This window comes from Halpernia humi (assembly GCF_900108025.1).
Taxonomy (GTDB): domain Bacteria; phylum Bacteroidota; class Bacteroidia; order Flavobacteriales; family Weeksellaceae; genus Halpernia; species Halpernia humi.
Window position 1 is genome coordinate 158,894 of sequence record NZ_FNUS01000001.1, and the last position, 18,985, is coordinate 177,878.

Below are 18,985 nucleotides of genomic sequence, written 5' to 3' on the forward strand. Positions count from 1 at the left end.
TTGTGGTTGATCGCTTTATATTTTCTATGATTATTTAACAATAATCATTTATTCAGCATGTAAAAATGCCTTTTTTGCCAAAAGACTTTCAGCCGATTCTACATGATCTTCATCTGGAATACAGCAATCTACAGGGCAAACTGCAGCACATTGCGGCTCTTCATGAAAGCCCATACATTCTGTGCATTTATCTGCAACTATGAAATAAATATCGTCGCTCACTGGCTCTTGAGGTGCATCTGCATCTGCTGTAAGGCCAGATTTCAAAGTAACACGACCCTTCAAAGCCGTTCCATCAGACGCTTTCCAATCTACTGCGCCTTCATATATTGCATTATTTGGGCATTCTGGTTCGCAGGCGCCACAATTAATACATTCATCAGTTATTCTGATTGCCATTTCTAATTGTTTTAAATTTGCACAAAATTAGCAATTTTTTAGCACAACAAAAAGTATATGGCAACAAGATATATCATATTTGGACTTTCTAAATTAGGAACGTTCTTAACCGAATTTCTTTCTAAAAATCCTGAAAATTTCAATGATTTTGACAATGAATTAACCAATATCATCAGAATTTCAGAAAATGAAAATCCTTGGTTTACAGAATATTACCAAAGATTGGCTTTAAATGATTGGGCAAATTTATTAACTGAAGAAAACTTAGTAAACTGGCTTTCTAATTATCAATTTTCAGAAACTTGTAAAAAAGTGGGGCTAATTTTGGCAGGAAATATTCCTTTGGTTGGTTTTCATGATGTTATTTGCGTCATTTTAAGTGGCAACGTGCCTTTAATTAAATTATCTTCAAAAGATAAAAGAATGATTCCGTTTTTATTAAAATTATGGAATGATTTTTCCGAAATTGAAATTGAATATGAGTTTGTAGAAAAGCTAGAAAACTTTGATGCCGTGATTGCAACTGGAAGCAACAATACGGCGAGATATTTAGAATATTATTTTAAAGATTATGACAGAATTATTCGTAAAAATAGAACCTCAGTTGCTGTTTTAAAAGGAGATGAGACTGATGAAGAACTTCAACTTTTAGCGCAAGACATTTTCACTTATTTTGGTTTAGGTTGCAGAAATGTAACGCGACTTTTTATACCAAAAGATTTTAATTTAGAAAAGTTATTTAAAAATTTCTTGGAATATAGAAATATCATTAATCATCATAAATACGCAAATAATTATGATTATAATAAAGCGATTTATTTGCTAAATCAAGATTTATTTTGGGATAATAATTTTGTGATGTTAAAAGAAGATGATGCACTTTTTTCGCCGCTTTCTGTGGTTAATTTTTCTCGCTACGAAAATATTGATGAAGTGGAAGTTTTTATAAAAAATAAGGAATCAGAAATTCAATGTGTAGTTGGGAAAAGTGATTTTAATTTTAAAACTATTCCCTTTGGTGAAGCGCAACATCCAGATTTGAATACTTTTGCTGACAATGTAAATACTTTAAAATTTTTGAGTTTAATTTAAAAATTTTCTTAAATTCGTTCTTTTAAAAATAAAAAATAATGAATCAATCCGTTCAATTATCACACGCGCAAGAAGCCGAAAGAGCAGAATTTTACAAAAAAACTTATATGCATGTTGCACTCGCAATTTTAGCATTTATGATTGTAGAAGGGCTTTTATTAAAATACGTTCCAGATGAACTCATTATGAAAATGCTCAGTGGTAGATTCGTTTGGCTCGGAATTTTGGGTTTATTTTGGCTTGGTTCCTACGTTTCAGAAAAGTGGACTTTATCTCAAGATAAAAATGTGCAATATGCCGGTTTGGGTTTCTATGTTATTTTAGAATCCATCATATTTTTGCCTTTAATTTTCATAGCAACACGTTATGCAGGAATTGAAATTATTCAACAAGCAGGTTTAATTACTGTTGCACTTTTTGCAGGATTAACAGCGGTAGTTTTTATGACCAACACCGATTTTTCTTTTTTGCGAACTGCAATTACAGTGGGTGGTTTTGTGGCTTTAGGATTAATAGTTGCAGGCGCAATTTTCGGTTTTAACCTTGGACTTTGGTTTTCCGTTGGAATGGTAATTTTAGCGAGTGGTGCCATTTTATACCAAACAAGTAAATTAAAAGACACTTATGCAACCGACCAATATGTGGGTGCAGCTTTGCTTTTATTTTCTTCAATAATGTTGTTATTTTGGTATGTTTTAAGAATTTTGATGTCGAGAAGGAGTTAATAGAATTTATCATTTAAATAAAATCGAATTTTTTGAGCCGCATTAGGAGAATTGGTTATAAATTTCAAATCTATCTTATGACGATATTTTTGATATTTTGTCTTTTCTATTTTTTCCTACCTAATTTTAACGCGGATTTAAAAGATTTAAATCAAGAGAATAAAATTTTATCTTCAACTAAAATATTAACTGAAGAAAATCATAGTTTATCACTACCTCAAAAATATATTACCACACTTCATTTGATAATGATTGATGGTACTGATTTAAAAATTAATGATGAATATGAAAAATTTTGGGCGGAACTTCAAGATAAAAATTTAATTGGAAAAAATGTCAAATATTATACTGGAATCCACCAAACGATAGATAGTAATCCTACGCAACTTGAAGTAAATAATAAGATTATTTGGACTGAGAAAGACTCTTTAAAATGGGTTTATATTTTCTTTCTACTGACTTTATGTGGAACAGTTTATTCAGGAATAGATTTGTTCAAATATCTAAAGACTAAATACAAACAAACTTATCAATAAAGAATATAATCCAAATTCTACATCCTACTTTTCCTTTCGTTCAAATATGTTTTAAAAACCATCACATCTTCGCCAAATTCTTTTTCAATGTGATGTTGAAGATTTAGAAGTTCGCTATCCACAAATTCTTCTCGCAAATTTTCATCTTCAAAAATGAGAAGCAAATTGGTATTTTTTCCCTCGTGCAGCATTTCACTTTCAACATCAGATAGAATATAATTTTCCACTTGAATTAGGTTTTCAATTAAATTTTCTAAAGAATTTTCTTGGAATTTTTCCCAATCCGAAAGCAGATGTTCTGGTGTGTGAAAAGTGATGCTTAAAATACTCATTTTTATGATTTTTTTATGATTTTTGCTAAATTTATGTCTGCAAAAATCGTTAATTTTTCGTAAATTAGCGCGTTATTAAAATTAGAAATTTAGAAGAATCAAATTTAATTCATAAACGCTTGATTCTCATTTTATTAAAAAATATTTATGCACACAGAAGGAGAAAGGTTAATCCCGATCAACATTGTTGATGAAATGAAGTCGTCTTACATAGATTATTCTATGTCAGTTATTGTTTCCCGCGCACTTCCAGACGTAAGAGATGGCTTGAAACCCGTTCACAGAAGAGTTTTATACGGAATGTATGGTTTGAATGTTTTTTCTAATAGAAAACATTTAAAATCGGCCAGAATTGTAGGAGATGTTCTAGGTAAATACCATCCACACGGCGATACTTCGGTTTATGACGCGATGGTAAGAATGGCGCAACCGTGGAGTTTGCGTTATCCACAAGTGGACGGACAAGGGAATTTTGGTTCAATGGATGGTGATCCACCTGCAGCAATGCGTTACACCGAAGCGAGATTACAAAAAATTTCTGATGAAATATTATCAGATTTAGATAAAGATACCGTAGATTTTCAATTTAATTTTGATGATAGTTTAACGGAACCAAAGGTTTTACCAAGTAGAATTCCCAATCTTTTAGTGAATGGAACTTCCGGAATTGCGGTTGGTATGGCCACCAATATGGCACCACATAATTTAACGGAAAGTATTAATGCAATCGTTGCTTACATCGAAAATAATGAAATTACGATCGATGAATTAATGCAACACATCATCGCGCCAGATTTTCCAACAGGTGGAATTATTTACGGCTATGACGGTGTTCGCGATGCTTTTCATACAGGAAGAGGAAGAATAGTCTTACGTGCGAAAGTGGGTTTTGAAGAAATTGGCAACAGAAATGCAATTATCGTAACCGAAGTTCCTTACCAGGTGAACAAAGCGGATATGATTGCCCGAACCGCAGATTTAGTAAAAGAAGAAAAAATCCCAGGAATTTATGAAATTCGTGACGAATCCGACAGAAGCGGTTTGCGCGTGGTTTATGAACTTAAAAATGATGCGATTCCAAACGTAGTTTTAAATTTACTCTATAAATATACAGCGCTACAAACTTCATTTAGCTGTAATAATATTGCATTGGTTGCAGGACGTCCTGTTCAATTAAATGTAAAAGATATTATTCACCATTTTGTAGATCACCGTCATGAAATTGTAGTTAGAAGAACAGAGTACGAAATTAAAAAAGCCAAAGAAAGAGCACATATTCTCGAAGGTTTTATGAAAGTCATCGGTACGCAAGATGATTTAGATAAAGCCATAAAAATTATCAGAAACAGTTCTAATCCTGCCGATGCAAAACAAGGATTAATAACTGAATTTGAACTTTCCGACATCCAAGCACAAGCGATTTTAGATATGCGCTTGGCACGTTTGACGGGCATGGAATTGGATAAAATCCGTGCAGAATACGAGGAAATTATGCGATTAATTAATGATTTGCAAGATATTTTGGATAATGAACCAAGACGATACGAAATCATTAAAGAAGAACTTTTAGAAATAAAAGAAAAATATGGCGACGAACGCCGAACTGAAATAGATTACAGCGGTGGCGAAATGTCTATCGAAGATATTATTCCAAATGAGAAAGTTGTTTTAACTATTTCTCACGCAGGTTATGTAAAAAGAACTTTGCTTTCAGAGTATAAAGTGCAGAGTAGAGGTGGCGTTGGAAACCGCGCTGCAACCACTAGAGATGAAGATTTCTTAGAATATATCGTAACAGCAACCAACCATCAATATTTAATGTTCTTCACAGAGAAAGGAAAGTGCTATTGGTTGCGCGTTTTCGAAATACCTGAAGGTTCAAAAACATCAAAAGGAAGAGCTGTTCAAAATTTAATTAATATTGAGCCAGACGATAAAATAAAAGCCTATATCCGAACCAATGATTTGAAGGACAAAGAATACGTTCAACAAATGAATATCGTGATGATTACCAAAAACGGAACGGTGAAAAAAACGTCGTTGGAAGCCTATTCTCGACCAAGAGTAAATGGAATTAATGCCATCGAAATCCGTGAAGACGATATGCTTTTGGGCGCAAGATTAACAGACGGAAACTCTGAAATAATGATTGCCACGAAAAATGGAAAATGCATCCGTTTCCCTGAATCTAAAGCTAGAGCAGTTGGAAGAGGTTCAATTGGTGTGCGCGGAATTTCGCTTTCTGAAGGAGATGAGGTAATTGGTATGATTGTGGTAAATGATGTAGAAAATGATACTGTTTTGGTGGTTTCTGAAAAAGGTTACGGCAAACGAACCGCAGTTTTAGATTATCGCGAAACCAATCGTGGTGGAAAAGGTGTAATTACCCTAAATATTACCGAAAAAACTGGCAATTTAATTGCAATTCAAAGTGTTACAGATGATGATGGTTTGATGATTATCAATAAATCTGGCGTTGCAATCCGTATGAATATGGATAATATGCGCGTGATGGGTAGAAATACACAAGGTGTGAAAATGATAAATCTTCGTAAAGATGACGAAATTGCCGCCATTGCAAAAGTTGAGATGGATAAAGAAGTAGAAATTGATGAAGATCAGCCTGATGCTGTTTTGGGAGAAAACAATCTTCCAGAAACCTCAATTGCACAGCAAACAGATGATAATGTTTTAAATACTGAAGATCCAGAAGTTTTGAAAAATAATGAGGACGCAGAAAAGGAAAATGAATCGGATGATGAAAATTTAGATTAATTAAAATTAAATAAAAATTATAAAATTAAATAAAATGCGAAAAATAATTTTAAGTTTAGCTTTGGTCTCGATTACTTTTGCGACGGCACAGAAAAAAGAAATCGGAAGTGCCTACAAAGCCATAGAAAGTGGTGATAATGCAACTGCAGTTGCGCAACTTTCTGCAGCGGAAAGTATGATGGGCGATAAAACTTATCTTTTAGATCCTGAAGTTTTAGAACAATATTATTATACCAAAGGCTTAACCCTTCTTAATGCTGGTAAAACACAAGAAGGTGCCGCTTTTTTAGCCAAAATTAATGACCTTGGTAAAATGAAAATCTACACAGGTAAAAATGCCGATAGAGATCGTGTTTATTATGTAGGGGAAGAGGCTTATAAAAAATCTGGTTTAACTAATTTAAAACCAGAAACTTATGTCCCTACAACTTCTGCAAAATTAGGACAAAAAATTAATCCAATTCTGCAAAAAACCAATCAAGAAGCTGTGGATGCGTACAATTCCAAAAAATATGCTGAAGCGGGCGATAAGTTTAAAGAAACCTATTATTTGCTAAAGGCAGCCGGTACAGATGATAAATCAATTCTAATGAACGCCGCAATTTCCTATTCTACAGCCGGTAAATTAGACGAATCTGTTGATATTTATAATGATTTGATCGATAGTGGCTATACAGGTGTTGAAACCACTTACACGGCAAAAAATAAAAAAACAGGTGAAGTAGATAAATTAGATAAAACCACTTGGGATCTTTACAAAAAAATGGGCGCTTCAGGAGATTATACAGATTTTAAAACTGAAACTTCAAAAAGTGTAGAAAAAGATTTATATACCATTAATAGTAAAAATCTTTACAATGCAAAACGCTACGATGAAGCTATAAAAGTAGCAGACAAAGGTTTGGCTAAGTTTCCGGGCGATTCAGATTTGATGAATGTGAAAGGTCTATCTTTTTACGGAAGTGGAAAATCAGCCGAATTTATCGATATTCTTAAGAAACAAGTCGCAGCAAATCCTAATGATGCAGACAGTTGGTTTAATCTTGGTGTGATGGAAAGCAAAAACCCTGCAACAGTAAAAGAAGCAGAAGATGCTTTCAATAAAGCTTTACAAATAAAGCCAAATTATGTTGCAGCACTTCAAAATCTTACCCAAATGAAAATTGGTGATGATGATGATAAAGTGAGAGCAGACTATGAAGCGGCTAGAAAAGCAGGCAAAACTGAAGAAGCCAACAAAATTTTAGAGAATAGAAGAAATAGACTTCTCACCGCCTTGCCTTATGCTGAAAAGTGGTATGCAATTGCACCAGACGATTTAAGTGTCGTAAGTTTGTTAAAAAATCTTTATATGATGAATAAAAACGATGCAAAAGCAGCAGAAATGAAAGCCAAAGAAGCCGCTTTAAAAGCAAAACAAGGAAAATAAAATAGATTTATAGTATTAAAAACAGAGTTTCGGCTCTGTTTTTTTATGCTTTTACGAGAAGTTTATCGCAGATTATTTTGCTAAAAATTTCAGTTCTATTAAGAAATTCCACCGTCATAGAAGCGTCTATTTTCTCTATTTTAATAATTTGCATTTCTGTTTCTAAAGTCAAATTACGCTCATTAAGAAAACTCAAAAAATCTTCTGTATCTAAAGTAACTGCTTTTAAAATTATTTTTTCGCCCACTTTAGAATCGCTCAATTTTTTTAAATCTTGTGTAATAATATTGCCATCTTTATCAGGAATCGGTTCGCCGTGCGGATCTATTTTCGGAAAATTCAGCATTTCATCCATTTTTTCAAAAAATTCGTCGGAATGGATGTGTTCCAATTGTTCTGCAATATCATGCACGTTTTCCCAGCCAATATTCATTTTTTTTACCAAAAACATTTCTGTTAATCTGTGTTTTCTAACAATTAATGCGGCTTCTTTTTTACCAAATTCCGTCACTTCTAAAGGTTTATAACTTTCGTAGCGCACCCAATCTTTTTCCACAAACTTTTTCATCATACTATTTACACTCGGCATTTTTATATTTAAAAATTTGCTAAGATCTGTTACAGTTACAGTATTATCGGGCTTTATGAGATGAAATATTGCTTTTAAATAATTTTCTTCGGTTAAAGTTTTCATACTAAATGTTAGAATTAATATTTTACAAATCTAACATTTTTAGAATTATAAACGACGAGTTATTTATTTTCTAAAAAGTCAATATTTAAAATATAAATCTTTAATTTGAAATTTATTTCTTTAAATTAGTGCAATGAAATATTCCTTTAAAAACGACTATTCAGAAGGTTGTCATCCAAAAATTTTGGAAGCACTTTTAAATACAAATTTAGTTCAGCAAAACGGTTATGGTTTAGATGATTATTGCCAAAGCGCGACAGAAAAAATTTTAAAATTAACAAACTCGCCAAATTCCGCAGTTCATTTCGTTTCTGGCGGAACGCAAGCCAATTTAATTTTAATTTCAGCCTTTCTTCGTCCTCACGAAAGTGCAATTTCTGCCGCAACTGGTCATATTTTAACTAATGAAACTGGCGCAATAGAAGCAACAGGTCATAAAGTTCATAGTGTAGAAACTTCCGACGGAAAACTAAAACCGAAACATATTCAAGGTGTTATAGATTTACACCAAAATAAACCGCATCAACTCAAACAAAAACTGGTTTACATTTCAAATTCTACGGAAATTGGTACCAATTATTTTAAAGAAGAATTAATAAATTTATCTAAATTTTGCAAAGAGAATAATCTTTATTTAATGATGGACGGCGCAAGAATGGGCCACGCTTTAATGGCGGAAAATAATGATTTAACCTTAGCAGATATTGCAAAATATACGGATGCATTTTATTTGGGCGGCACAAAAAATGGCGCTTTATTGGGAGAAGCAATTGTGATAAATAATCCAGCATTGCAAGAAGAATTTGGCTTTCATATTAAGCAAAAAGGCGGAATGCTCGCAAAAGGAAGATTATTGGGAATTCAGTTTGATGTTTTAATGACGGATAATTTGTATTTTGATTTGGCAAAACACGCCAACTCTGAAGCCATGAAAATCAAAAAAACCTTTGTTGATAAAGGTTTTAAATTTCTTTCAGACACATTTAGCAACCAAATTTTTCCTATTTTAAATCAAAATAAAATTAATCAATTGTCAGAAAATTTTGATTTCTACACTTGGAGAAAAATCGATTCAGAAAATTCCGCAATTCGATTAATTACTTCTTGGGCGACACCAGAATCTGTTACAAATGAATTTTGTGACGCTATAAAAAATTTAAAAAATTAAAATGAATAAAGCGCTATTATTTTTATTTTTTGCAGGTACTTTATCCGCACAAACAATCATTAACAGAGACCCAGAAATTTCTAATTATGTTTCGCAAGTCAATTCAGATTCTCTAAAATCTAACGTTGAAAAATTAGTGAGTTTCGGCACGCGACATACAATGAGTTCAACTTCAGATAAAAAAAGAGGAATTGGTGCTGCAAGAAACTGGGTTTTAAGTCAATTTAAAAATGATGCAAAAAACGCTGGTGGAAGAATGTCTGTAGAATTACAAACGGAAGATTTGCAACCTGATGGAAAGAGAATTACGCAAGCAACAAATTTGGGCGATGCAATTGCGATTTTAAAAGGAACAAATCCTGCTGATAATCGTGTTTTCATTATCTCTGGTCACTTGGATTCTAGAGTGACAGATATTTTAAATTTTAAAGACGATGCGCCCGGCGCAAATGACGATGCAAGTGGAGTAGCCGCAGTTTTAGAATGTGCAAGAATTTTATCTAAATCTAATTTTCCCGCGACAGTGGTTTTTGTTGCAGTTTCTGGTGAAGAACAAGGTTTGTTTTGCTCAAAAATGCTTGCAGACCGCGCTGTGAAAGAAAAATGGAATGTCGTGGCAATGCTCAATAATGATATGATTGGGAATAATGAAGCAATCGACACACACAATATTTCAAATATGCAATTGCGTGTTTTTAGTGAAGGTTTGCCTTATTTTGATTTAGATAAAAAAGCGAAATATATTCGTGCTTTTGGTTTAGAAAATGATGGCGAAGCAAGACAATTAGCCAGATATTCTAAAGAAATTGGTGAAAGATATGTTGATAATTTAGAAGTAAAATTAATTTATAGAAACGATAGATTTTTACGCGGAGGCGATCATACACCTTTTGTAGAAGCAGGTTTTCCAGCGGTTCGTTTTACAGATATGGGCGAAAATTTTGACCACCAACACCAAGATTTGCGCACAGAAAATAAAACGGAATATGGCGATTTGGTAAAATTTATGGATTTTGTTTATTTGAGAAAAAATACATCGGTTAATTTGGCTGTGTTATCAAATTTAGCAAAAGCACCTTCAAAACCAGAAAATGTAAAAATGGAAGTAAAAGATTTAACCAATTTTACTTCTTTAAAATGGGAAAAACCTTTAACAGGAAACGTTTTTGGCTATTATATTTTAATAAGAGAAACGGATCAATCGATGTGGCAAAAAAAGATTTTCACTAAAGATTTATCGATTAAAATTCCTTATTCTAAAGATAATTATTTCTTCGCCGTGCAAAGTGTTTCGCCAGAAGGAAATGAAAGTTTGCCGGTTGTTCCAGGATTGGCGCGGTAAAAAGCGACTGTCGATTATTGAAAATTTTTTTTATTGTTTTAAAATTAATTAATAATCGAACTTAGGTTACAAGTTGAAAAATATTTTTTTTCGATTGAATTTATTTATAGGTATTATTTGCTGTTTTTAATCATTCTAAATTCAAATAAATATTCCGTAAATTTGTATTGCAAAATATTTACAAGTTTATGTTATCTAAAGACAAAGTTCAGGCATTTTTAAAAGAGATTGAAGTTGAAGATTTGGTTCATAATTTTCAAATTATGGGCGATCAAGTTTATATTGATATGACGGCGCATTCGCCTGCAATGCACGAAAAAAAGAAATTAGAAGTCGCAATGAAACAGGCTTTCGCTAGTGAGTTTGGCGAAAATATCGAAGTCAAATTAAAAATTGCCTCTCCTGAACCTTCAGAAGTTCAGAAAAACCAAATTAAAGGAAAAGAAATTCCGGGTATTCAAAATATAATTGCCGTCGCTTCCGGAAAGGGTGGCGTCGGAAAATCTACTGTTACTGCAAATTTGGCGGTTACTTTAGCGCAAATGGGTTTTAAAGTGGGTGTTTTAGATGCCGACATTTATGGCCCTTCAATCCCAACAATGCTTAATACAGAAGGTTCAAGACCACTTTCTGTTACCATTGATGGCAAAGAATTAATGAAACCTGTAGAAAATTATGGCGTAAAAATGCTTTCCATCGGTTATTTTTCAGGTGCAAACCAAGCCGTAGTTTGGCGTGGACCAATGGCGAGTAAAGCTTTGAACCAAATGATTCGCGATGCAGCATGGGGCGAATTAGATTTTCTTCTAATAGATTTACCACCAGGAACGGGCGATATTCATCTTTCCATTATTCAAGAAGTTCCTGTAACTGGCGCAGTAATCGTGAGTACGCCGCAGCATGTCGCTTTAGCAGATGTGAAAAAAGGAATTGGAATGTTTACTATGGAAAGCATCAATATTCCGGTTTTAGGTTTGATAGAAAATATGGCGTATTTTACACCAGAAGAACTTCCAGAAAATAAATATTATATTTTTGGCCGTCAAGGCGCACAATATTTAGCGGAAGACTTGGGTATTCCGGTACTTGGCGAAATTCCGTTGGTGCAAAGTTTAAGAGAATCTGGTGATATTGGCCGACCTGCTGCTTTGCAAGAAAATTCTATTTTATCTAATATTTTTCAAAAAACAGCCCAAAATATGGTGGAAAGTTTAGTTGAAAGAAACACCAATTTACCGCCGACAGAAGCGGTTAAAATTACTACAATGGCTGGTTGTTCCCCAAAAAAATAAAAAATGCCTCAAGATAAAATTTATACAGATTTAGTAACCAAAGTTTTGAATGCCCTCGAAAGCATTCGGCCATTTTTAAATAAAGATGGCGGTGATATTGAGTTGGTAGATGTGAAAAATAATGTAGTGACAGTCAAACTTTTAGGAAATTGTGTGCAATGTTCTATGAGTCTTTCTACGATGAAGTTTGGGGTAGAACAAAAAATAAAAGAGTTCGCGCCCGAAATTACGGAAGTCATTAGCGTTTCTTAAAATCCAAGTCCTTTTATTAATTTAAAAGGATTTTTTTTGGTATTTTTTAAATGAATTTCTGAAGTAAAAAAGATTAAATTTACGCTAAAAGTTCAAGCAATTCAGTGGAATTTATGCGCCAAATGTAGAAAATTAAATTTGTGGTTCTACAAAATCTTCGCTTTTTCAAAAATAAACCTCGAAACAATTTCTGCCCAAAGTTGGTAAGAAATTTTTGAAGGATGAATGCCATCGCTGAAAAGTTCTTCGAGTTCTAAATCGAGATTTAATTTGTCTTTCCAACTGCTAAATGTGATTATTTCAGGATCAAAATAAACATGGTTTTCTCTGGAAGCCACTTCTATCATTCGTTCTTGTAAACTTTTAACCCAAGTGATCATTAATTTTTTTAATTTCGGTGTCAAAGCAGGGAAATCTTCCACAGCAGGAAAATTAATAAAAACCAAGGGCGTTTTTGGAAATTTTTCTTTTAAATTTTTAATTAAATTTTTTAGGTTTTCCTGAAAAGTTTCGGGATGTGTCAATTCAAAAGCATCATTTCCACCGATGCCGATAAAAATGAAATCTGCTTTTTGCTTTGGAATTTTGGGAACGATTTCTGTTGCAATTTTTTTAACATTAAAACCACTTTTTGCAAAAACTTTCCACTTGATGCTTTTCTGCAATTTTTCCGCTAATATTTTTGAAAGTGCGCCGCTAAAACCTTCGGAATTTGTTCTCACGCCAACGCCAGAAATAGTGCTTTCACCAATAAATAAAACATTCAAAAAATCTTTATTTCCTATAAAAATTTCACCTTCTAAATCGGGTGCGTTTTTCATTTCTGGCAAAATTTTGCGAATATTTTTGCTTTCCAAATATAAACCAGGAAGTGATGGGATTATTGGGAAATAGTATTTTATTTTTTGAAAATTGAACATTTTAATTTAGAAGTAATGGCAGTATAGAATGTTTGATAGAAATTATAAAATAGAATTTTTGCTCGAAACTTCTGCATAAATATTTTTAATCAAACCATCTGCCACAGAAATTTTAGGCACATAAATTTTGTTAATTTTTGCCCAATGCATCACATTATTAAAAATTTTCAAAGCGGGGACAATCACATCGGCGCGGTCTTCTCGGAAATTAAATTTTCTCATTCTGGCTTGTACGCTTAAGTCAGAAAGTTCGGTATAATATTTTTTTAAATAAGAAGTGGCCATCGGTTTTCCCTCTTTAGTTTTGCTCATAGAGAAGATTTTATTGATGTTTCCGCCAGAGCCAATTGCGCTGATGTTTTTTTCACTTTTGATATTTTCACAAATTTCATCTTTCATTTCCTTCCACATTTCTTTGCTTACCAAACCGTTCAAAAGGCGAATAGTTCCGATATTAAAAGATTTTTCAAACACCATTTTTCCATCTTCAAAAAAGGTGATTTCCGTGGAACCGCCGCCAACATCGATATAAAGATAGGACGATTTTTCATCTAAATTTTCTGCAATATGATTTTCAAAAACCAAAGCCGCTTCTTCGTCACCAGAAATTATTTCTATATCAATGCCGCTTTGTTTTTTTACTTTTACCAAAATTTCTTTGCCGTTTTTCGCATCTCGCATCGCACTTGTAGCGCACGCACGATAATGTTCTACACCATACATTTTCATTAAATCGCTGAAAATTTTCATGGTTTTTAAAGTCATTTCTTCTCGTGCTTCCCCAATTTCCCCTGTCGAAAAAACATCCATTCCTAAGCGTAATGGGATGCGCAAGAGATTCATTTTTATGAATTCTGCGGGTTTCTTTTCGTCTTCAATCACATTGTTGATGAGCAATCTTGCGGCATTACTTCCAATATCTATTGCGGCAATTTTCATAATTTCTTATTTATTTTTTATTTGTCTTATAGCGTTTCGAAACTTAGAAATAAGTTTTTATTAAAGTTTGAAAAGAGCTATTTTATATATTTTTATTTTTTAAATAATGGTAAGTTTCAATTTGTGAACGGAAATTAGGTAAATCATTTTGCACATATTTGTTTTTTAATTTATTGTCTAAAATTCGCGCTTTTACATTGTCTTTCAATTGAATTTCCAAAATATCTTTCAGTTCTTTTTTAAGATTTTTTTGCTTAATTTTTACAGCTGCTTCAATTCTGTAATCCAAATTTCGGGTCATAAAATCTGCTGAAGAAATGTAAATATCTTCTGCGCCTTTGTTGTAAAAATAAATGACGCGAGCATGCTCCAAATACTCGTCAACAATAGAGATGCTGTTCATTTTTTCTTTGAAATTTTCTTGGTTGATGGCGCAATAAATCCCACGAACAATCATTTTTATAACTACACCCGCTGCTGCCGCATCATAGAGTTTTGTAATTAAATCGCGGTCGCTCAAAGAATTAACTTTAACGATGATTTCTGCTTTTCGGCCACTTTTGGCTTCATTAATTTCAAAATCTATTTTTTCTAAAAATTTCTTGCGCATAAAAGTCGGGCAAACCAATAATTCTTGGCAACTTTTCAAAGCAATTTCTGGGTTTAGTTTTGGTTTCTTCAATAGATTAAATACTTTATTGATATCGGCCATTATTTTTCTATCTGAAGTCATTAATAGATGGTCGCTGTAAATTTTTGCCGTTTTTTCGTTAAAATTTCCAGTTGACACGAAGCCAAATTGAATGGTTTTGTTTTGTACTCTTTTTTTAATAACGCATAATTTGGCGTGTACTTTTTTATCAGGAATTCCCAGTAGAACTTTTACACCTTCTAGTTCTAGTCTTTCTTTCCACATCAAATTGGCTTCTTCATCAAAGCGCGCGCGCAACTCAATCATCACGGTTACTTCTTTGCCATTGCGAACGGCATTAATTAATGCATTGATGATTTTTGAATTGCTGGCCAATCTGTAAGCCGTAATTGCGATAGATTTCACTTCCGGATCCATTGCTGCTTCTCGCAATAAATCGATCACCGGCACAAAACTGTGGTAGGGAAACGTGAGCAAAACATCTTCTTTCAAAAGCACATCCATCACACGATTTTTCTTAAATTTTGAGTGTAAAAAAGAAGTTCTTTCAATTGGTTTTTTTTCATTTTTAAAAACATCAGGAAAATCCATAAAATGCTTGAAATTGTGAATTTTATCGCCTGGAATAATACTGTCTTTTTTTGTCAGATTTAATTTTTTTATTAAAAATTCTAAAAAATCTTTGTCTATTTCACGGTCGAATACCAAGCGTGTTGGTTTGCCTTTTCTTCGGCTTTTGATGCCTTGTTCAATTTTTGCAGCAAGGGTAGTTTTGATGTCATTATCCAAATCAAATTCTGCATCTTTGGTAATTTTGAAGGCGTGCGCAGAAAAATCGTCGTAGCCAAAATAAGAAAATATATGCGGTAGATTATATATGATGACATCTTCCACAAGCATTACATTTTTTTCTTCACCTTCTGATGGCAAAATCACAAAGCGACCAAGCGCACGAGAAGGAACTTCAATTATGGCAAAATTTTTATGATTTTCAGTGGATTTTTTTTTCATGGTAACGCCCAAATACAAACTTTTATCTCGCAGATAGGGCATTTGTGTGTTTTCGTGAAGCAAAATTGGGATCACATTAGATTCTACATCTTCATCAAAATAACGCAAGATAAATTGTTCTTGAAGGGGGCTTAAATTTTTTGCGACTTTTATGAAAATTTTTTGTGCCGCCATTTCTTCTTGTATTTTTTCCCAAGTTTTACTGAAGTTTTGCTGCTGATCTAAAACAATTGTATTGATTTTAGATAAAATTTTTGAAGGTTCTTGGAAAAAGGATTCGGATATTATTTTTTGTTTAAAATCCATTGCCCGCTTTAATCCTGCTACTCGAACACGGAAAAACTCATCTAAATTATTAGAAAAAATACCTAAAAAGCGAATGCGAAGTTGTAATGGGACAGATTCATCCATCGCTTCTTGCAGAACGCGCTCGTTAAATGCAAGCCAAGTAACATCACGTGGATTAAAATGCTGAGACATAAATATTTTAATTTTATCTCAAAAATAGTGAATTTTAAAGGAATTATGGCTTTATGCCATGTTACAAATGCGTAATAATAGTATAAAATTTTAGAAAATTATTTTGCGCCGTCTATTTGCCTTAAATATTCTAGAATAGCGCGCACTTGTGTGGGATTTAGATTTTGGTTGGGCATTTTTATACCATAAGTTTCAACTTGTTGTTTTAATTCTGGGTCTAAATTTAGCATCTCGTTTGGATTGCTAATAAAATTCATAATCCAAGCGGCAGAATGTCTGGTTGTAATTCCTTTTAAACCTGGGCCTACTAATTTTTTATCACTTACATTGTGGCAAGAAATGCAGTTCATTTGGAATATTTTTTGTCCATTTTCAGCCATTTGTGCATCAAATTTAGAAACATCAATATTATCATATTGTCCCAAACCTTTGTTGATGTCATAATTTTTGTGCTCTACATTTTTGGTAGAATTGCTTACTGTTTCTGTATGCTTCGTTTCGCTTTTTTTATCACCACTGCAAGATAAAGTACTAATTAGCAGAAGCAGAGGGTATAGATTTTTATTTAAATGCATGAAATAAACTTATTTTAATTTTCAATATTTTTCCTTTTTCAAAGATAATTTTTTTCTTGAAGAGATTCATACTTTAGGCAGGTAAAAAATCCTCTAAATACCCATTTTTAAATTCAACAATTTTTAATTAAAATTCCTTTGTTTTTGGGATTTAATTTCATATTTATCAAAGAAACATGATTTAAAATAATGTCAAAATGTCATAAAAAAACGCTGTGGTACAAATATTGAGAAATCTGTTTTGTAAAAATAAAATATAACAAATAAAATATAAAATAATGAGTAAAATAATCGGAATTGATTTAGGTACTACGAATTCTTGCGTTGCAGTAATGGAAGGTAAAGATCCTGTAGTAATCCCTAACGCAGAAGGAAAACGAACAACACCATCTATTGTAGGTTTTGTAGAAGATGGAGAAAGAAAAGTGGGCGATCCGGCAAAAAGACAAGCTGTAACAAACCCTACCAATACAGTTTTTTCTATTAAAAGATTTATGGGTACGCATTTTTCAGATGATGCGACAGAAGTTTCAAGAGTGCCTTATGATGTGATGAAAGGGACAAATGATACGGTAAAAGTAAAAATAGGTGATAGAGAATATACACCGCAAGAAATCTCTGCAATGATTTTGCAAAAGATGAAAAAAACAGCGGAAGATTATTTAGGAACAGAAGTAACTAGAGCGGTAATTACGGTTCCTGCTTATTTCAATGACGCCCAAAGACAAGCTACAAAAGAAGCCGGTGAAATTGCAGGTTTAAAAGTAGAAAGAATTATCAATGAGCCGACTGCAGCAGCTTTGGCTTATGGTTTAGATAAATCTCATAAAGATCAAAAAATTGCTGTTTACGATTTGGGTGGAGGTACGTTTGATATTTCTATCCTAGATTTAGGTGATGGCGTTTTTGAAGTGTTATCTACAAATGGAGATACGCATTTAGGTGGTGATGATTTTGATGATGTAATTATCAACTGGATGGCAGACGAATTTAATAAAGAAGAAGGTGTAGATTTGAAAAAAGATCCAATCGCACTTCAAAGATTAAAAGAAGCGGCAGAAAAAGCGAAAATTGAATTGTCTTCTTCACCACAAACTGAAATTAATTTGCCATATATAACGGCAACTGCTTCTGGCCCAAAACACATGGTAAAAACTTTGACACGCGCGAAATTTGAGCAATTGTCTGCAGATTTAGTAAAACGTTCAATGGATCCTGTTGCAAAAGCATTAAAAGATGCAGGTTTATCTACTTCAGATATAGACGAAGTAATTTTAGTAGGTGGTTCTACAAGAATCCCAGTAATTCAAGAAGAAGTTGAGAAATTCTTCGGAAAAAAACCATCAAAAGGTGTAAACCCAGATGAAGTTGTAGCAATTGGTGCAGCTATCCAAGGTGGAGTTTTAACAGGAGATGTGAAAGACGTTCTTTTATTAGATGTAACGCCACTTTCATTAGGAATCGAAACCATGGGTTCAGTTTTTACTAAATTAATTGAAGCCAACACAACTATTCCAACTAAAAAATCTGAAATTTTCTCTACTGCAAGTGATAATCAACCAGCGGTTTCAATTAGAGTGGGGCAAGGTGAAAGACCAATGTTTAATGACAATAAAGAAATCGGAAGATTTGATTTATCAGATATTCCACCAGCACCAAGAGGCGTTCCACAAATTGAAGTTACATTTGATATTGATGCGAATGGTATCTTGAATGTTTCTGCCAAAGACAAAGGAACAGGTAAAGAACAAGCAATCAAAATCCAAGCTTCTTCAGGTTTATCCGAAGCAGAAATCGAAAGAATGAAAAAAGAAGCGCAAGAAAATTCTGCTGCTGATGCTAAGAAAAAAGAAGAAGTAGAAGTTTTAAACAAAGCCGATGGATTGATTTTCCAAACAGAAAAACAACTCAAAGAATTTGGCGAAAAACTTTCTGCAGACAAAAAAGCAGCCATAGAAAGCGCACACGCAGAACTAAAAACTGCTTACGAAGCCAAAGATGTGGAAACCATCAAAACCAAAACCGAAGCGTTAGACGCAGCGTGGATGGCGGCTTCAGAAGAAATGTATGCACAATCTGCACAGCAAGGTGCACCAGAAAATGGTGGCCAAGAATCTGCAAACGCAGGCACCGAAGATGTGCAAGATGCTGATTTTGAAGAAGTGAAATAAGACTTCAATTAAATATATTTAGAAATTCCCCGAGTGAAAACTTGGGGAATTTTTTGTTTAAAATATTTTCACTACGCCACGTTTCGGCGTAGTCATTTTTCATCTTTGTATCCTAAAACAGAAGAATATGGAAACAAAAGTGAATTTTAATGTGATGGAAGCAATTGAAAGTATTTATCAATAATTTAAAAAAAATCATTA

Annotated in this window: 17 protein-coding genes; 10 read left to right on the forward strand and 7 right to left on the reverse strand. The window is 33.2% G+C overall.

Annotated elements, in window-relative coordinates; all coding sequences use genetic code 11:
• Positions 1-48 precede the first annotated feature (48 nt).
• Positions 49-399: a 4Fe-4S dicluster domain-containing protein gene (locus C4S29_RS00800; RefSeq protein WP_103912225.1), complete on the reverse strand. Its 351-nt coding sequence runs from the start codon at positions 397-399 to the stop codon at positions 49-51.
• A gap of 57 nt (positions 400-456) precedes the next feature.
• On the opposite strand from C4S29_RS00800, the gene C4S29_RS00805 reads away from it, so the two are divergent.
• The 3 genes from C4S29_RS00805 to C4S29_RS00815 all read left to right on the forward strand — a co-directional run bounded on the left by C4S29_RS00805 (position 457) and on the right by C4S29_RS00815 (position 2,752).
• A complete protein-coding gene (locus tag C4S29_RS00805; protein WP_103912226.1) occupies positions 457-1,491 on the forward strand; it encodes an acyl-CoA reductase in 1,035 nt (344 codons plus the stop codon).
• 38 nt (positions 1,492-1,529) lie between these two features.
• Entirely contained in the window at positions 1,530-2,216 is a 687-nt protein-coding gene (locus C4S29_RS00810) for a Bax inhibitor-1/YccA family protein (RefSeq protein WP_103912227.1), read from the forward strand.
• A gap of 77 nt (positions 2,217-2,293) precedes the next feature.
• On the forward strand, positions 2,294-2,752 hold the full coding sequence (locus C4S29_RS00815; RefSeq protein WP_103912228.1) for a hypothetical protein: 459 nt from the start codon (positions 2,294-2,296) through the stop codon (positions 2,750-2,752).
• A 17-nt stretch (positions 2,753-2,769) separates the two neighbouring features.
• Here the strand turns inward: C4S29_RS00815 and C4S29_RS00820 are convergent, their stop codons facing one another.
• The gene (locus tag C4S29_RS00820) at positions 2,770-3,084 is read right to left on the reverse strand and encodes a DUF4286 family protein (RefSeq protein WP_103912229.1); all 315 of its coding nucleotides are present in this window, start codon (positions 3,082-3,084) and stop codon (positions 2,770-2,772) included.
• Between the two features lie 147 nt (positions 3,085-3,231).
• Here C4S29_RS00820 and gyrA point away from each other — a divergent pair, with 147 nt between their 5' ends.
• Positions 3,232-5,859, forward strand: coding sequence for a DNA gyrase subunit A (gene gyrA, locus C4S29_RS00825; protein WP_103912230.1), 2,628 nt, complete (start codon positions 3,232-3,234; stop codon positions 5,857-5,859).
• A 34-nt stretch (positions 5,860-5,893) separates the two neighbouring features.
• A complete protein-coding gene (locus tag C4S29_RS00830) occupies positions 5,894-7,288 on the forward strand; it encodes a tetratricopeptide repeat protein (protein ID WP_103912231.1) in 1,395 nt (464 codons plus the stop codon).
• Between the two features lie 43 nt (positions 7,289-7,331).
• Here C4S29_RS00830 and C4S29_RS00835 read toward each other — a convergent pair whose 3' ends face one another.
• Entirely contained in the window at positions 7,332-7,982 is a 651-nt protein-coding gene (locus C4S29_RS00835; RefSeq protein WP_103912232.1) for a metal-dependent transcriptional regulator, read from the reverse strand.
• A 133-nt stretch (positions 7,983-8,115) separates the two neighbouring features.
• Here C4S29_RS00835 and C4S29_RS00840 point away from each other — a divergent pair, with 133 nt between their 5' ends.
• From C4S29_RS00840 to C4S29_RS00855, 4 genes are all read left to right on the forward strand, one after another.
• The gene (locus C4S29_RS00840) at positions 8,116-9,150 is read left to right on the forward strand and encodes a threonine aldolase family protein (RefSeq protein WP_103912233.1); all 1,035 of its coding nucleotides are present in this window, start codon (positions 8,116-8,118) and stop codon (positions 9,148-9,150) included.
• Position 9,151: 1 nt separating this feature from the next.
• Positions 9,152-10,492, forward strand: coding sequence for a M28 family metallopeptidase (locus C4S29_RS00845; protein WP_103912234.1), 1,341 nt, complete (start codon positions 9,152-9,154; stop codon positions 10,490-10,492).
• A 188-nt stretch (positions 10,493-10,680) separates the two neighbouring features.
• Positions 10,681-11,784, forward strand: a complete 1,104-nt coding sequence (locus tag C4S29_RS00850) for an Mrp/NBP35 family ATP-binding protein (RefSeq protein ID WP_103912235.1) — start codon at positions 10,681-10,683, stop codon at positions 11,782-11,784.
• Between the two features lie 3 nt (positions 11,785-11,787).
• Positions 11,788-12,036, forward strand: a complete 249-nt coding sequence (locus C4S29_RS00855; protein WP_103912236.1) for a NifU family protein — start codon at positions 11,788-11,790, stop codon at positions 12,034-12,036.
• A 146-nt stretch (positions 12,037-12,182) separates the two neighbouring features.
• On the opposite strand, the gene C4S29_RS00860 is transcribed toward C4S29_RS00855, so the two are convergent.
• From C4S29_RS00860 to C4S29_RS00875, 4 genes are all read right to left on the reverse strand, one after another.
• A complete protein-coding gene (locus tag C4S29_RS00860; protein WP_103912237.1) occupies positions 12,183-12,956 on the reverse strand; it encodes an SGNH/GDSL hydrolase family protein in 774 nt (257 codons plus the stop codon).
• 42 nt (positions 12,957-12,998) lie between these two features.
• Positions 12,999-13,895, reverse strand: a complete 897-nt coding sequence (locus C4S29_RS00865) for a Ppx/GppA phosphatase family protein (RefSeq protein ID WP_103912238.1) — start codon at positions 13,893-13,895, stop codon at positions 12,999-13,001.
• An 82-nt stretch (positions 13,896-13,977) separates the two neighbouring features.
• Positions 13,978-16,038, reverse strand: coding sequence for a polyphosphate kinase 1 (ppk1, locus tag C4S29_RS00870; protein WP_103912239.1), 2,061 nt, complete (start codon positions 16,036-16,038; stop codon positions 13,978-13,980).
• A 98-nt stretch (positions 16,039-16,136) separates the two neighbouring features.
• Positions 16,137-16,613, reverse strand: a complete 477-nt coding sequence (locus C4S29_RS00875) for a c-type cytochrome (RefSeq protein WP_103912240.1) — start codon at positions 16,611-16,613, stop codon at positions 16,137-16,139.
• Positions 16,614-16,891: 278 nt separating this feature from the next.
• Between C4S29_RS00875 and dnaK the strand changes: the two genes are divergently transcribed.
• On the forward strand, positions 16,892-18,784 hold the full coding sequence (gene dnaK / locus C4S29_RS00880) for a molecular chaperone DnaK (protein WP_103912241.1): 1,893 nt from the start codon (positions 16,892-16,894) through the stop codon (positions 18,782-18,784).
• The last annotated feature ends 201 nt before the right edge of the window (positions 18,785-18,985 follow it).

Excerpts from the sequence above, each read along its gene's own strand:
- C4S29_RS00850 (WP_103912235.1), top strand. The coding sequence starts at position 10,681 with ATGTTATCTAAAGACAAAGTTCAGGCATTTTTAAAAGAGATTGAAGTT.
- C4S29_RS00855 (WP_103912236.1), top strand. The coding sequence starts at position 11,788 with ATGCCTCAAGATAAAATTTATACAGATTTAGTAACCAAAGTTTTGAAT.
- C4S29_RS00810 (WP_103912227.1), top strand. The coding sequence starts at position 1,530 with ATGAATCAATCCGTTCAATTATCACACGCGCAAGAAGCCGAAAGAGCA.
- C4S29_RS00805 (WP_103912226.1), top strand. The coding sequence starts at position 457 with ATGGCAACAAGATATATCATATTTGGACTTTCTAAATTAGGAACGTTC.
- C4S29_RS00820 (WP_103912229.1), bottom strand. The coding sequence starts at position 3,084 with ATGAGTATTTTAAGCATCACTTTTCACACACCAGAACATCTGCTTTCG.
- C4S29_RS00875 (WP_103912240.1), bottom strand. The coding sequence starts at position 16,613 with ATGCATTTAAATAAAAATCTATACCCTCTGCTTCTGCTAATTAGTACT.
- C4S29_RS00860 (WP_103912237.1), bottom strand. The coding sequence starts at position 12,956 with ATGTTCAATTTTCAAAAAATAAAATACTATTTCCCAATAATCCCATCA.
- C4S29_RS00835 (WP_103912232.1), bottom strand. The coding sequence starts at position 7,982 with ATGAAAACTTTAACCGAAGAAAATTATTTAAAAGCAATATTTCATCTC.
- ppk1 (WP_103912239.1), bottom strand. The coding sequence starts at position 16,038 with ATGTCTCAGCATTTTAATCCACGTGATGTTACTTGGCTTGCATTTAAC.
- C4S29_RS00830 (WP_103912231.1), top strand. The coding sequence starts at position 5,894 with ATGCGAAAAATAATTTTAAGTTTAGCTTTGGTCTCGATTACTTTTGCG.
- C4S29_RS00845 (WP_103912234.1), top strand. The coding sequence starts at position 9,152 with ATGAATAAAGCGCTATTATTTTTATTTTTTGCAGGTACTTTATCCGCA.
- C4S29_RS00865 (WP_103912238.1), bottom strand. The coding sequence starts at position 13,895 with ATGAAAATTGCCGCAATAGATATTGGAAGTAATGCCGCAAGATTGCTC.
- C4S29_RS00840 (WP_103912233.1), top strand. The coding sequence starts at position 8,116 with ATGAAATATTCCTTTAAAAACGACTATTCAGAAGGTTGTCATCCAAAA.
- C4S29_RS00800 (WP_103912225.1), bottom strand. The coding sequence starts at position 399 with ATGGCAATCAGAATAACTGATGAATGTATTAATTGTGGCGCCTGCGAA.
- dnaK (WP_103912241.1), top strand. The coding sequence starts at position 16,892 with ATGAGTAAAATAATCGGAATTGATTTAGGTACTACGAATTCTTGCGTT.
- gyrA (WP_103912230.1), top strand. The coding sequence starts at position 3,232 with ATGCACACAGAAGGAGAAAGGTTAATCCCGATCAACATTGTTGATGAA.
- C4S29_RS00815 (WP_103912228.1), top strand. The coding sequence starts at position 2,294 with ATGACGATATTTTTGATATTTTGTCTTTTCTATTTTTTCCTACCTAAT.